This window comes from Streptomyces sp. NPDC030814, assembly GCF_055572155.1.
On record NZ_JBVIDX010000013.1, the window covers coordinates 157,434 to 171,739 of the forward strand.

Annotated in this window: 11 protein-coding genes; 3 read left to right on the forward strand and 8 right to left on the reverse strand. The window is 71.9% G+C overall.

Annotated features, from left to right (window positions below; all coding sequences use genetic code 11):
* Positions 1 to 5 precede the first annotated feature (5 nt).
* The 4 genes from ACZ43N_RS26490 to ACZ43N_RS26505 form a co-directional block, all read right to left on the reverse strand.
* A complete protein-coding gene (locus tag ACZ43N_RS26490; protein ID WP_468100906.1) occupies positions 6 to 647 on the reverse strand; it encodes a class I SAM-dependent methyltransferase in 642 nt (213 codons plus the stop codon).
* Between the two features lie 620 nt (positions 648 to 1,267).
* Complete coding sequence (cpt, locus tag ACZ43N_RS26495; protein ID WP_468100908.1) at positions 1,268 to 1,801, reverse strand: chloramphenicol phosphotransferase CPT; 534 nt, start codon at positions 1,799 to 1,801, stop codon at positions 1,268 to 1,270.
* Complete coding sequence (locus ACZ43N_RS26500; RefSeq protein ID WP_468100910.1) at positions 1,798 to 2,268, reverse strand: GNAT family N-acetyltransferase; 471 nt, start codon at positions 2,266 to 2,268, stop codon at positions 1,798 to 1,800. Before ACZ43N_RS26500 ends, cpt begins: the two co-directional genes overlap by 4 nt.
* Before the next feature lie 128 nt (positions 2,269 to 2,396).
* Positions 2,397 to 3,512, reverse strand: a complete 1,116-nt coding sequence (locus ACZ43N_RS26505; protein WP_468100911.1) for an ADP-ribosylglycohydrolase family protein — start codon at positions 3,510 to 3,512, stop codon at positions 2,397 to 2,399.
* Between the two features lie 217 nt (positions 3,513 to 3,729).
* Between ACZ43N_RS26505 and ACZ43N_RS26510 the strand changes: the two genes are divergently transcribed.
* Entirely contained in the window at positions 3,730 to 5,181 is a 1,452-nt protein-coding gene (locus ACZ43N_RS26510) for an FG-GAP-like repeat-containing protein (RefSeq protein ID WP_468100912.1), read from the forward strand.
* Between the two features lie 3 nt (positions 5,182 to 5,184).
* Here ACZ43N_RS26510 and ACZ43N_RS26515 read toward each other — a convergent pair whose 3' ends face one another.
* Positions 5,185 to 5,895 (reverse strand): tetratricopeptide repeat protein, encoded by a 711-nt coding sequence (locus ACZ43N_RS26515; RefSeq protein ID WP_468100913.1) that lies wholly within the window; start codon positions 5,893 to 5,895, stop codon positions 5,185 to 5,187.
* A 141-nt stretch (positions 5,896 to 6,036) separates the two neighbouring features.
* Between ACZ43N_RS26515 and ACZ43N_RS26520 the strand changes: the two genes are divergently transcribed.
* Positions 6,037 to 6,558, forward strand: coding sequence for a DUF2165 domain-containing protein (locus ACZ43N_RS26520; RefSeq protein ID WP_468100915.1), 522 nt, complete (start codon positions 6,037 to 6,039; stop codon positions 6,556 to 6,558).
* 111 nt (positions 6,559 to 6,669) lie between these two features.
* Here the strand turns inward: ACZ43N_RS26520 and ACZ43N_RS26525 are convergent, their stop codons facing one another.
* Positions 6,670 to 9,264 carry a bifunctional FO biosynthesis protein CofGH gene (locus tag ACZ43N_RS26525; RefSeq protein WP_468100916.1) on the reverse strand — a complete coding sequence of 865 codons (2,595 nt, stop codon included), beginning with the start codon at positions 9,262 to 9,264 and terminating at the stop codon, positions 6,670 to 6,672.
* A gap of 532 nt (positions 9,265 to 9,796) precedes the next feature.
* On the opposite strand from ACZ43N_RS26525, the gene ACZ43N_RS26530 reads away from it, so the two are divergent.
* Positions 9,797 to 12,136 carry an immune inhibitor A domain-containing protein gene (locus ACZ43N_RS26530; protein ID WP_468100918.1) on the forward strand — a complete coding sequence of 780 codons (2,340 nt, stop codon included), beginning with the start codon at positions 9,797 to 9,799 and terminating at the stop codon, positions 12,134 to 12,136.
* 185 nt (positions 12,137 to 12,321) lie between these two features.
* Here the strand turns inward: ACZ43N_RS26530 and ACZ43N_RS26535 are convergent, their stop codons facing one another.
* Together ACZ43N_RS26535 and ACZ43N_RS26540 are read right to left on the reverse strand one after the other, a co-directional pair.
* Positions 12,322 to 13,170, reverse strand: a complete 849-nt coding sequence (locus ACZ43N_RS26535) for an LLM class F420-dependent oxidoreductase (RefSeq protein ID WP_468100920.1) — start codon at positions 13,168 to 13,170, stop codon at positions 12,322 to 12,324.
* A gap of 253 nt (positions 13,171 to 13,423) precedes the next feature.
* Complete coding sequence (locus ACZ43N_RS26540) at positions 13,424 to 14,272, reverse strand: serine hydrolase domain-containing protein (protein ID WP_468100922.1); 849 nt, start codon at positions 14,270 to 14,272, stop codon at positions 13,424 to 13,426.
* Positions 14,273 to 14,306 lie beyond the last annotated feature (34 nt).

A 14,306-nucleotide genomic window follows, 5' to 3' on the forward strand; every position in this document is an offset into this window, starting at 1 on the left:
GGGGGCTACTTCTCCAGGCGCATCAGCAGATGCCCCCGTCGGAACCGCTCCCCCTCGCGCGGCTCGCGCAGCATCCGGCCCACTTCGATGAAGCCCAACTCGCCTGTCAGCGACGCGAGTTCGTCGATCGGCCAGCGGTAGGCCGTCGTCACCTTGTGGTCGAACTCGGTGACCGGTCCGCCCTCCGACTCGAAGAAGCCCAGCACGAGGTGGCCGCCGGGCGCGAGGACACGGCGGAACTCCGCGACGTAGGAGAGCACGTCCCGCGGTGGGGCGTGGATGATCGAGTACCAGGAGACGATGCCGTCCAGCTCGTCGTCGGCCAGGTCGAGCGCGTGCATCGACCCGACCTCGAACCGCAGGTCGGGGTAGGCCTCCCGGGCCAGCCGGACCATCACCGGCGACAGATCGATCCCGAGGACATCGAGCCCGAGGTCCCGCAGATACGCCGTCACCCGGCCGGGGCCGCACCCCAGCTCGGCGACGGGCCCTCCGTCGACAGCCCGCACGGAGTCGGCGAACGCGGTGAGCATCGCCCGGTCCAGCGGAAGGGAGTCGAACTCGTCCCTGACCAGTTGGGCGTAGAGGACCGCGATGTCGTCGTACGCGGCCGCTGTCGTACTCAGATGCGAGGGGAGTCCAGTCACAAGCGAGGACCCTAGGACCCGGCGACCGCGGGGACCACTGTTTTCCGCCAGGTCGGCCGGTGAAGGGCTCGGGGCCGAAGCACCCCCAGGCGATGAACGCCGCGAGCGCGGGATGGACGACGTTCAGCGCCCCGAACCGGAACTCGCCGAGCCGGCCATGGTGATCACCGCGCCGATCATCAGCAGCACCCAGCGCCCAGCACCCAGCGCCCAGCACCCAGCACCCAGCACCCAGCACACGGCACACGGCACACGGCACACGGCCGTCACCGGCACCAGGACCGGCGCGGCGCCGAGCGCGGCGGGCAGGACCAGGCCCAGCGCGGCCAGGAGTTCCAGAACGCCGAGGGACTTGACGAAGCCGGTGCCGATCTCCGCGGTCCATCCCCCGCCCGGCGCCGTGCCGGCTTCTCCCCCGGCACGAACGTCTTCGTCACACCACCGGTCAGCGCCACCGCGGCCAGCACTCCAGCACCGGTCCGGAGGGCGAGGTCCGTGACTGCCACACTCCCGTCGCTCGTCGTCCGCCCGCCTCCCCGGCGGGTCCGACAGCGAGACGAAGCGGGTCCCGCCGTGTGTGACCTGGGACCCGACGGGTCACCTCGGCGCCCGCCTGGTCCTCAGCCCAGGCGGGCCGCGATGGTGTGGGCGCAGGCGAGCGGGGTGGAGTGGGTCGTGTCGATCTCCAGGTCGTAGGTCACGCCCCGGTGGACCAGGGTGGCCTGGAGGGCGGCCATGCCGTGGGGGCGGTCGCCCCGGGCGGCCTCGCGGGCCGTGGCCACCGCGCCGTCGCAGTGGACACCGACCCAGAGCACGGGGAGGTCGCCGAGGGCATCGCGCCAGCGCCGCTGGGAGGCGGCACCACCCAGGAAGACGTCGTCGACGACGACGCGGGCGCCCGCGCGGGCCATGGCCGCCATGCCCGCCGCCCAGGCCGCGTCCAGCAGCCGGAAGTCGGCGCCCGTGCTCACCGCGCCGTCCGCCGCGAAGTCGATGCCCTCGTCCGAGGACCGCAGTCGCTCGGGCATCGCGTCCACGAGGGTGTCGACGCTGAACGCCAGCCAGGGGTCGGGCAGTACGGTCTGCAGGCTCCGTGCGATCGCGGACTTCCCCGAACTGGAGCCGCCATTGAGGATGATCAACCGGACGCTCATCGCGTCACCGTAGCCGCACGGGGGCCGGTGGCCGGGTGGCGCACCATGAACACGTCGACCGGGTCCTCGGACTCCGGGGTGAAGCCGTGCCGTTCGTAGAGGCGGCGGGCCGGGCTGCCCCGCAGCACGTTCAGACGGACCACCGTGCCGTCCCGGTCGCAGCGGTCCAGCAGTTCGCGCAGCACGGCCGTGCCGATGCCCGAGCCGTGCAGACGCGGGGCCAGGTAGAAGTGCTCCAGCCAGTGGGCGTCGGCGGCGGGGCGGAGCGCCACGCAACCGGCTCGTTCACCGCTCACCTCGATGATCCATGTGTGGGCGGCGTCGAAGCCGTCGCGGAAGCGGCGGCGGACGCGGTCCTCGTCGTAGCGGCCGAGCCGCTCCAGATCCGGGCGCATCACCACGGCCCGCAGCTCCGCCACCGGCTCCACGTCCGCCGCCGTGGCCGGCCGCAGGGTCCAGTCCCCCATGGGTTCCTCTCTCCTCGGTCTTCCTGATCCGTAGTCGCACGCGACGCCCCAAGGGCCGGCCCGACGGTGCTCGCCGTGCTCCGCTCCCGGTCCCGGGACGCGGCGGGCGCTCATAGTGAAAGGACCCCTCAGGCCCGGGGGTACCGCGCCAGCCACCCCGGCACCGCGCCGTTCGGGCTGTGCAGGGCGGGCCCCTGGGTCATCTCCAGGGCGAAGTCGTCGGCCAGGACCAGGAGGGTGGGGCGGCCTTCGAGTTCGGCCAGCCAGGCCGGGGGAAGCGCCGTCTCACCGTGCAGGGCACCGAGGAGGCCGCCGGTCAGGGCGCCCGCCGCCTTCGACGGGCCGCTGTGGTTGACCGAGAGGCACAGGCCCTGCCGTACGTCCTCGCCGACGAGCGCGCAGTAGACGGCGACCGCGAGCAGCCGGTCGGCCGTGCCGGGGCCCGCCAGTTCCTCCACGAGCGCCGGGGAGGGCGGGCCGGTGCGGACGGCGGCCAGGGCCTGCTGGAGAGCCCCGGCGACCGGCTGGTGGCCGGGGCGGGCGGCGAGCAGCACCAGGGCCTTCTGCACGGCGGCGTCCATGCTCTCGCCCCGGGCCAGGGCATGCACGACGACGGCGTACGAGCCGGCCGTGAGGTACGCGGTGGGGTGGCCGTGGGTCTGGGCCGCGCACTCGACGGCGAGCTGGAAGACGAGCTGGGGCTCCCAGCCGACGAGGAGACCGAAGGGAGCCGAGCGGGCCGCGGCCTCGGCGCCCGCCTCGCCGGGGTTCTTGGGGGCGTCGAGGGTGCCCATGGTGTCGTCGGCGAAGCCGAGCAGGCAGACCCGGGACGGGTCGCGCCGGGCGTACAGCCATTCCTCACGGGCGAGCCAGCCGTCGTCCTTGCGGCGCTCGTCGGGACCCCAGTCCCGCTGGGTCGCCGCCCAGCGCAGATACGCCCGGTGCAGATCGGTCGGCGGGTGCCAGGCGCCGGTGTCGCGGCGGACCTGGGCACGGATCAGACCGTCGACGGTGAACAGGGTCAGCTGGGTGAGGTCGGTGATGGCCCCGCGTCTGCCGTAGGCGGGCGCCAGGTCGGGCAGCCCCTCCGGGCCGTACGTCTCCCGGATCCCGGGCAGGGTCAGCTCCTCGACGGGCGCGCCCAGGGCGTCGCCGACGGCCGCGCCGAGCAGCGTTCCGCGCACCCGGCTGCGGAAATCCTGCTGTTCGGCCCGCCCCCAGACGGCCCCGGCTGTCGCACCCACCCCGGCCTCCTCACGGCCCTACGCGTACGTCAGTACGTAAGTACATCCGTACGCCCGTACGGCTCGACAGTCCAGCACTGTAATGGAACGGGAACGGTCGACTCAGGGGTCTCGACGAGCACGTTCCGCACTCGGAAAGCAACCATTGCGCACCCCCGATGGTCAGACGATCGGATGTGAACTAACGGCATCCCCTGAACCAACTCCTGGAGAATCCGTGCCTCTTCGCACCAGCCGTCGCACGATCCCCGGTGCCGCCCGTCGTGCGCGCAGCCGTACCGTCGCGGGCTGCGCGGCCGTCGCCGCCGCGCTGCTGGCCGCTCCCCTCGTCACCGCCGCCCCGGCCGCCGCGGTCCCGAAGGCACCGGTCGCCGACTTCAACGGCGACGGTTTCGCCGACCTCGCGACCACGGCTCCCGAAGCAACGGTCTCCGGTTCCGCGCTCGCCGGTTACGTCGCCGTCGTGTACGGCTCCTCGGCCGGCGCCGACACCGCGCACCCGCAGATCGTCTCGCGGGCCCTTCCCTGGGTGCCCGGCGAGCCCTCCTCGGACCGCTTCGGCACCTCGGTGGCCGCACGCGACCTCGACGGGGACGGCTACACCGACCTCGTGGTCGCCGCGTACAGCGGTTCCGGCACCATCCTGTGGGGCTCGGCGAGCGGCCTGGGCTCCGCCACCGAGACCGGCGGCCACCTCAGCGACCTGGCCGGCGGCGACTTCAACGGCGACGGCCAGGACGACCTCGCCCTGAAGTCCTCCGGCGTGCTCCAGGTCCGTCTCGGCCCGTTCACCCGCGAAGGCGCCCCCGCGAGCACCACCTCCTTCCCCGTGGACGAGAAGAAGGAGACCTGGGACGTCATCGCCGGTGACATGAACGGTGACGGCAAGGACGACCTCGTCACCACCCACGGCTTCGAGGAGCGGTCGTACGCGACCCTCTGGTGGCCGGGCACCGCGACCGGTGTCGACACGGAGCACCCGAAGACGACGGGGGCCGCCACCGTCGGCGGTGTCGTCGCCGACGTGAACATGGACGGCTACGGCGACTACGTCGGACGGCAGGTCGACGCCGTCTCCGAGATGCGGATGTACGACGCGGGCAACGTCCGGGTCGTCTACGGCGGTCCGGACGGCCCGAGCACCCGGGTCACGAGGATCACGCAGAACACGGCGGGCGTGCCCGGCGTCTCCGAGGCCGGGTACCGCGACAGCGACGACAGCGACTACGGCGACCAGTTCGGCGCCTCACTGGCCGCCGGTGACGTGACGGGCGACGGCTACCCGGACATCGCGGTCGGCGTGCCCGGCGAGGACATCGGCTCCATCCGCGACGCCGGCTCGGTCGTCCTGCTGAAGGGCGGTGCCGCCGGGCTCACCGGCACCGGCGCCCAGGCCTTCGACCAGTCCGACGCCGGGGTGCCCGGCGTCTCCGAGGCCGGCGACGCCTTCGGCTGGAGCGTCGACCTGCTCGACGTCAACGCCAACGACCGCGCCGACCTCGCCGTGGGCGCGCCCACGGAGGACGGCACGTACCAGGACTCCGGCGCGGTGTGGCTGTTCCGCGGCTCCAAGGCGGGGCTGACCACCACCAACATCACCTCGTTCGGGCCCTCGGTCCTCGGGGCGCCGCAGAAGGGCGCGCTCTTCGGCCGCGACTTCGCCAAGTAGCCCTCACGCCGTACCGGACGGCCGGGTCACCACCTCGGTGGCCCGGCCGTGCAGTTCCTCCGCCCACGTGTCGCCGGGGCGCAGCTCCAGCGCCCGTGCCGCGTCGGCCAACGCCTGCCGGGCGTCGCCCAGTTCAAGGTGGAGGGCCGCCCGGTGGCGGAGCGCCCACACGTACTCGGGGGCCAGGGCCACCGCCCGGTCGAGGTCCGGCAGGGCCTCCTCGTGGCGGCCCGGTTTCCACAGGGAGACACCCCGGCCGGCGTACGCCGACGCGTACAGCTCGTCGAGTTCGATCGCCCGGTCGTAGTCGGTGAGGGCCTCCTCGTCGCGGCCGGCGACACGCAGGGCGTCACCGCGTTCGCAGCGCACCCACGCCGTGCCGGGTTCCAGGGCCACCGCGTGGTGCAGGTCGGCCGGCTGCCGCTCGTGTTCGCCCCGCGATCGGCGTACGCGGGCTCTGCGCACCAGCGCCCAGACGAACCCCCCGTTCAGCTCCAGGGCCTGGTCGAGGTCGGCGAGGGCCTCGTCGAGGCGGCCCTGAGCGTGCCGGGTGACACCGCGGGAAGCCCAGGTGAGCGGGTGGAGCGGAGCGAGTTCGGCCGCCCGGTCCAGGTCGGAGATCGCCGCGTCCAGGGCGCCGCGCATCCGCTGGTGGTCGCCGCGCAGCATGAGGGTGGACGCGTCGTCGGGGGCGTCGCCCGTGCCATGCGTCATCCTCCGCTCGTCGACGGCCCCGGACCGAGTCCAGGCCCTGGGCGGGCCGTACTTTTCCCGCCAGTGCGCAGCCATGGATTCCGGCCCAACGCGCCGAAAATCACCTGGGGTTGCCCCGATCACGCGGGACATAGTTGATCCATGTCCGCAGATCTGAGACCCCGTTCGTCCCTCCTTCCCCTCGTCTCGACGCTCCTCGTCGGCACCGTCGCCCTGTACATGGCGCTCGTCGCCTTCAGCAACATCACCGACTTCGGCACCAACCAGCAGTTCGTACGGCATGTTCTCGCCATGGACACCACGTTCAAGGACGAGGACCTCATGTGGCGGGCCATCAAGTCGAAGGGCCTCCAGGACACGGCGTACGTCGCCATCATCGTCTGGGAGACGGTCGCCGCGCTGCTCCTCGTCGCGGCCACGTACTTCTGGGCCACCGCCCTGCGCAACCGCGCCTTCCGCTCCGCGCGCCGCTACAGCACCCTCGGCCTGCTCATGGTCCTCCTCCTCTTCGGCGCCGGCTTCATGGCCATAGGCGGCGAGTGGTTCGTGATGTGGCAGTCCAAGAGCTGGAACGGCCTCGACGCGGCCCTGCGCGTGTTCCTCCTGAGCGCCGTGGTCCTGTTGGTCACCTGCCTGCCGCAGAACGAACCGGTGAACGACTGACCGGACCGAGGGCTCCCGCGCCCCTCGCTCGGGTGGGCCGGCCCCGGACACACATGACCCCCGCCGTCGTACGAACCGTACGGATCGGCGGGGGTCACGGCTGTCAGGGCGTCACTCCAGGACCGGCAGCAGCTCCGGCAGATGGCCGTCGGACGCGGCGGCGGCCCGCTGCCGCTCCTCCGGTACCGGGCCGTAGAGGGTGGTGCGCGGCCGTGCCGGGCGGCCCGCCGCCTGCGCGACCGCGATCAGGTCCTTCACGGACTTGTACGAGCCGTACGAGGAGCCCGCCATGCGGGAGATCGTCTCCTCCATGAGGGTGCCGCCGAGGTCGTTGGCGCCGGAGCGGAGCATCTCGGCGGCGCCCTCGGTGCCGAGTTTCACCCAGCTGGTCTGGATGTTGGGGATCCAGGGGTGGAGGAGGAGGCGGGCCATGGCGGTGACGGCGCGGTTGTCGCGCATGGTCGGGCCGGGGCGGGCGATGCCGGCGAGGTAGACCGGCGCGTTGGTGTGGATGAAGGGCAGTGTCACGAACTCCGTGAAGCCGCCGGTGCGTTGCTGGATGCCGGCCAGGGTCCGCAGATGGCCGAGCCAGTGCCGGGGCTGGTCGACATGGCCGTACATCATCGTCGAGGTGGAGCGGATGCCCAGCTCGTGGGCGGTCGTCACCACCTCGATCCAGGTCGCCGTGGGCAGCTTGCCCTTGGTCAGCACCCAGCGGACCTCGTCGTCGAGGATCTCGGCGGCCGTGCCCGGGATGGAGTCGAGGCCGGCCTCCTTCGCGGCCGTCAGCCACTCCCGGATCGACATCCCGGTGCGGGTGGCGCCGTTCACGACCTCCATGGGCGAGAACGCGTGGACGTGCATCCCCGGCACCCGCTCCTTGACCGCCTTCGCGATGTCGAAGTACGCGGTGCCCGGCAGGTCGGGGTGGATGCCGCCCTGCATGCAGACCTCGACGGCGCCCACGTCCCACGCCTGTTGCGCCCGGTCGGCGACCTGCTCCAGCGACAGCGTGAACGCGTCGGCGTCGGTGCGGCGCTGCGCGAAGGCGCAGAAGCGGCAGCCGGTGTAGCAGACGTTGGTGAAGTTGATGTTCCGCGTGACGATGTACGTGACGTCGTCGCCGACCGCCGACCTGCGGACGTCGTCCGCGATCCGGCACAGCGCGTCCAGCGCGGGGCCGTCTGCGTGCAGCAGGGCGAGGGCCTCGTCGTCGCCGAGCCGGGTCGGGTCGTCGGCGGCCGTGCGCAGCGCGTCCCGTACGTCGGTGTCGATGCGCTCGGGTGCCATGCCGGGCGCGGCCGCCTCCCGCAGGGCGCCCCAGTCGCCGTACACGGAGTCGAAGTCGTCCCGGCGGTCGCCGGTACGGCCCTCGGTGTCGATGGCGGTGTGCAGGTCCGTCCGCCCGGCGGCGACGAAGACCTCCTCGGGCTCCTGCCACGGGTGTCCCTCGACGACGGCGTCCGGGAGGGCGAGGCCGGTCTCCGGGTCGGCGAGCGCCCGGACGTGCGGGAGGAGCCGGGGGTCCAGCCAGGGCTCGCCGCGGGTCACGAACTCCGGGTACACGCAGAGCCGTTCCCGCAGCTCGAACCCGGCGGCGCGGGACCGTTCGGTGAGTTCCTCGATCTGCGGCCAGGGGCGCTCGGGGTTCACATGGTCGATGGTGAGCGGCGACACCCCTCCCCAGTCGTCGATCCCGGCGGCGATGAGGCGCTCGTACTCGCTGTCGACGAGGTTCGGCGGGGCCTGGATGCAGCCCGAGGGGCCCATGATGAGCCGGGCGACGGCGACGGCGGCGACCAGCTCGTCCAGTTCCGCGTCCGGCATGCCGCGCATCGCGGTGTCCGGCTTGGCGCGGAAGTTCTGGATGATCAGTTCCTGGATGCCGTGGTAGGCGCGGGCGACCTTGCGCAGCGCGAAGAGGGACTCGGCCCGCTCCTCGTAGGTCTCGCCGATGCCGATGAGGATGCCGGAGGTGAACGGCACGGACGACCGCCCGGCGTCCTCCAGCACCCGCAGCCGTACGGCCGGTTCCTTGTCCGGGGAGCCGTGGTGGGGGCCGCCCGGCTCGGACCACAGCCGGGTGGCGGTGGTCTCCAGCATCATGCCCATGGAGGGAGCGACCGGCTTGAGCCGCTGGAAGTCGGTCCAGCTCATGACGCCGGGGTTGAGGTGGGGCAGCAGTCCGGTCTCCTCCAGGATGCGGATGGAGATCGCCCGGACGTAGGCGATGGTGTCGTCGTAGCCGTGCGCGTCGAGCCACTCGCGTGCCTCGGGCCAGCGGTCCTCCGGCTTGTCGCCGAGGGTGATCAGGGCTTCCTTGCAGCCGAGGGCGGCGCCCTTGCGTGCCACGTCGAGGACCTCGTCGGGCGACATGAACATCCCGTGGCCGGCCCGGCGCAGCTTGCCGGGCACGGTGACGAAGGTGCAGTAGTGGCACTTGTCCCGGCAGAGCCGGGTGAGCGGGATGAACACGCTCTTGGAGTACGTGATGACGCCGGGCCGCCCGGCCTGCGCGAGCCCCGCGTCCCGCACGCGTCCCGCCGACGCCGCGAGGTCCTCCAGGTCCGCGCCGCGCGCCTGCAGCAGCACCGCTGCCTCGGCCACGTCCAGCGCCACGCCGTCGCGGGCGCGTTTCAGGGCGCGCCGCATGGAGTTCTGGGTGGGGCCGGTTCCCTGGCTGGCCTGGCTGGCGGAAGTCGTCATTCGTCGAGCATACGAGCGAGCGGGGTGGCGGCTGCGGGGCGGCTCGTGACTCGGGGGGTGCGGAATCGTCGGCGACCGCGGGTCGGTGGGGACCGGTCGCGCAGTTCCGCGCGCCCCTGAAGGGAACGGCCGTTTCTCAGGGACGTGGGGGACTGCGCGAGAAACCACGACCACCGCACCCGCGACGCGAGGTGCACCCCGGGCCCCGCGGTAATTACCAGCCAGTAATTACCGCGCGGTAATTACGGCGGCCTCGACCGGCCGGCAGCCCCACTCCCCCGCGGTCGACCCGCTTCTCCGTGCACCTCTCCTGAGGGATCGGTGAACACATCGTGCGGAATTCCAACAACGGCCGCACAAAACCGAAGTTACTCGTGCCACAAGCGATCTTGAACTTTCATTTTTCCTCAACTCGCTGTCAAATACGTTCACTTGAACCATCACGTGCGTCACGAGCCGCGCGCGTCACGGACGAGGACGGTCCGCTGCGCGATCACGGCTGACCGCGCGTTCAGGAAGGAACCCCCCACAAGTGACCAGCAGATCCTGGACGTCCAGGGCGGCGGCGACCGGTGTGGTCCTCGCCACCGCCGCGGCGACGTTCACCGTCGTCACCCCGCAGACCGCCACGGCCCACACGCCCCCCGTGCAAACGGATCACGGCCACCCGGCCGACGCCCACGCCGCGCACGAGCACGACTTCGAAAGCCCGTCGAGCAGGACGCAGGCCGCCCAGCGCGAGGAGGCCCTCAAGCAGCTCATATCCGGCGACGCCACGGTCGAGAACCGTGACGGCTCCAAGGTCGTCCAGCTCAGGAGCAGGAAGGGCGACCCCAAGTACGTCGAGCTCGGACGCGAGAAGACCGACAAGATCTTCACGATCCTCGTCGAGTTCGGCGACAAGACCGACGACCGCTACGGCGGCACGCCCGGTCCGCTGCACAACAAGATCGCCAAGCCGGACCGCAAGAAGAACAACACGACGGCCTGGCGGGCCGACTACAACCGCAAGCACTACGAGCAGCTGCTCTTCGGCACGGGCAAGAAGACCGAGTCGATGAAGAAGTACTACGAGAAGCAGTCCTCGGGCCGCTACTCGGTCGAGGGCGAGGTCTCGGACTGGGTCAAGGTCCCCTACAACGAGGCCCGTTACGGCTCCAACAAGTGCCAGCCCGACACCTGCGCCTGGCAGGTCGTCGCGGACGGCGTCACCGCCTGGGCCGAGCAGCGGAAGGCGGCCGGGCGCACGGACGCCGAGATCAAGGCGGAGCTGGCGAGCTTCGACACCTGGGACCGCGGGGACTTCGACGGCGACGGCGACTTCAACGAGCCCGACGGCTACATCGACCACTTCCAGCTCGTGCACGCCGGTGAGGGCGAGGAGGCCGGCGGCGGACCGCAGGGCGAGGACGCCATCTGGTCCCACCGCTGGTACGCCTTCAACGACGACTGGGACAAGACCGGCCCCGAGGGCAACAAGCGCGGCGGCGCCCCCATCGGCGACACCGGCATCTGGGTCGGCGACTACACGATCATGCCGGAGAACGGCGGCCTCGGCGTCTTCGCCCACGAGTACGGCCACGACCTCGGCCTGCCGGACCACTACGACACCACCGGCAAGGGCACCAACTCCACCGGTTCCTGGACCCTCATGTCGGGCGGCTCCTGGCTCGGCCGGAGCAAGACCGAGATCGGCGACCTGCCCGGCGACATGACCGCCTGGGACAAGCTCCAGCTCGGCTGGCTGAACTACGACCGGGCCAAGGCCGGGAAGAAGTCCACGCACACGCTGGGCGTCGCCGAGTACAACACCAAGGACAAGCAGGCCCTCGTGGTCGAGCTGCCCGAGAAGCGGGTGGACGTCGAGGTCGTCAAGCCCGTGGAGGGCACGCAGGAGTGGTGGAGCGGCAGCGCCGACAGCCTGTCCAACACGCTGACCCGTTCCGTGGACCTCACCGGACGGACCTCCGCGGCGCTGACGCTCGACGGCTGGTGGGACATCGAGAAGGAGTACGACTTCCTCTACACCGAGGTCTCGACCGACGGCGGCGCCACCTGGACGGCGGTCGACGGCACCGCCGACGGCCGGCCGATCAGCCGTGACGGCGAGGGCACGCCCGCCCTGGACGGCACCACGGACGGCTTCCGGAAGCTGTCGTACTCCCTGGACGCCTACGCGGGCCGGAAGATCGAGCTGCGCTTCCGCTACCAGACCGACAAGTTCGTGGCCCAGAAGGGTTTCGTGGCCGACCGGATCACCGTCACGGCCGACGGCTCGCCCCTCTTCTCGGACAACGCCGAGACCGCCGACCCCGCCTGGACGGCGGCCGGCTTCTCCCGGTTCGGCGGCTCGTACACCACCGAGCACGAGCAGTACTACATCGCCGAGAACCGCCAGTACGTGTCGTACGACCAGGCACTCAAGCTCGCGATCAACCCCACGGGCCCCGACTGGGTGGAGCGCTACCCGTACCAGAACGGCCTGCTGATCTGGAAGTGGGACACCTCGCAGCAGGACAACAACACCAGCCAGCACCCCGGTGTCGGCCTGCTGCTGCCGGTCGACGCCCACCCGAAGGCCCTGAAGTGGTCCGACGGCAAGCCGGCCGGCAACGACCACCAGACGCACGACTCGACGTTCACCCTGGGCCGCACGGACGCCTTCACGCTGCACTGGGGCAAGAAGGTCACGCTGAAGATCACGTCGAGGAAGGGGGTGTCGGTCTTCAACGACCGCACCCACACGTACTACGACGAGAGCAACCCCACGGGCGGCGTCAAGATCACCAACACGAACACCAAGATCCGGATCGTCAAGGAGGCCAAGGACGGCTCGACGGTCACGGTCCGGGTGGAACCGGCGGGGAAGTGACCGCGGCCCTGGACTGATCGCGCGGTCACCCGCGCCGCTGAAGGGCCGGGCCGCACGGCCCGGCCCTTCGGCCGAGAAGCACGGGGCGCAGCCCCGGCCGCTTCTCAGGGGCGCGGGGAACTGCGCGGACAACCACGACGGGCCCGCAGCCGGCCGACCGCCGCACCCGGCAGACGAGGCGCCGCCTACCCCACGAACTGCCCGTACTGGTCCAGCAACGCCAGCACCTCCCCCTCCCCCGCCGGAGGCAACTGCACCACCGCCTCCTCGATCCCCAGCTCCGCGTAGTACGCCAGCTTCCCCGCACTCGGCTGCACCGCGTACGGCACGACCTGCAACGCCGACGGGTCCCTTCCCGCGTCGGCCCATGCCTCCCGCAGGACCGGCAGGGCCTCGCTCAGCCCCCGTCCCCCGATCGGCAGCCACCCGTCCGCGTACTCGGCGATGTGCGCGAACAGCTTCGGCCCTGCGGCTCCGCCGATCAGCGTGCGCGGCCCCACCACCGGGCCCCGCGGCTTCTGCACCGGCTTCGGGTACGCGAGGCTCGCCCGGACGCTCCCGAACTTCCCCTCGTACGCCGTCGGCTCCTGCGCCCACAGCGCCCGCATCAGCGCCATACGGTCGCGGACGAGGTCCCGCCGGGTGTGCCATTCGACGCCGTGGTCGGCGGCCTCCTCCACGTTCCAGCCGTAGCCGAGCCCGAGGGTGAGGCGGCCGCCGGAGAGGTGGTCGACGGTCGCGATCTGCTTCGCGAGGTCGATCGGGTCGTGCTGGGCGACGAGCGTGATGCCGGTGCCGAGCCCGAGCCGCTCGGTGACGGCGGCGGCCTGGCCGAGCGCGACGAACGGGTCCAGCGTGCGGCCGTACTCGCGCGGCAGCTCACCGCCCGCCGGGTACGGCGTGGTCCGCTCGACAGGGATGTGGGTGTGCTCGGGGAGGTAGAGCCCCGCGAAACCGCGGTGCTCCAACTCCCGGGCGAGCCTGGTCGGAGTGATCGTCTCGTCGGTGAGGAAGATCGTCACGGCGATGCGCATGGGTCATCTCTACCGCTGCACGACCCGCTTGTCCATACCGACCGGTCGGCACTGATCGGCCCGCCGGGTGCGTCCAGTGCTGTGACCGTGGGGGAGCATCGCAAGGCGGAGGGTCACCCGCGTACGGGAGATACGCGGGTGATGCGACAACGCGGCGAGGTGCCGTAGGGGCGTCGTGCGCCCGCCGGGGATTACGGGAAAGCCTTCAGCCGTGCCGGGCGCCGCGAGGCGGGGAACCCTTCCGGTCACGGCGCTAGGAACCCGGCGGCGGGGCGGTCGCCAGGAGGATCTTCGTGGCGAGGCGGTCCGTACGGTCGGGACTGCCGAGGCGGTGGAGGAGGATCCATCGTCCGTCGTCGTGCGCGGCGGCCACCACGGAGGAGCCCCGGGTGGCGCCGTTGTGCCACCAGACGGACGAGCCGCGCCGCCAGGCGAGGGCCGGTTCGCCGAGCCTGCGCTCGATGACCAGCGCGACCAGGACACGGGCCAGCGTCCGGCAGGTGGACCACATGCCGCCGGCCGGGAGGATCGCCCCGGTCAGCGTCCACAGGGGGCGTGGGCGGCCGAACAGATCGCGCGGTACGAGGCGCCGGTCCTCCGGCGGACGTGCCGTCGCCGCGCCCGCCTCCAGTTCCAGCGGCAACAGGACGTGGGCGTCCACCAGTTGCTGGTACGGGCGTCCCGTGACGGTCGTGAGCGCGTGCCCGAGCACGGCGTAACCGAGGTTGGAGTACTCCTCCGTCCCTCGCCGGCCGGCCGTCAGCCGGTCCATCTCGCGCAGGGTGTCCCCGAGGGCCGCCTCGGTGAAGTCGACGTACGGGTCGTCCGGCGGTCCGGTCGGCCCGGCGGGCAGGCGGGGCAGCCCCGAGGTGTGCGTGGCGAGGTGCCGCAGCGTGACGCCGGTTCCCCTCGGCACCTCCTCCAGGCACTCCTCCAGCGGTGTGTCGAGGTCCAGCGTCCCCTCCGCCACCAGCCGGGCCAGCAAGGTCGCCGTGAGCACCTTGGTGAGCGAGCCGATCTCCACGAACCGGTCCGGGTCGTGCCCGTGGGCGACCCGGTCCTGCAAGCCGGCGCCGCCCAGCAGGCAGCTCGGTGTCCGCACGTTCCGTCTCTCCTGTCCGACGCGTCCGGATGGG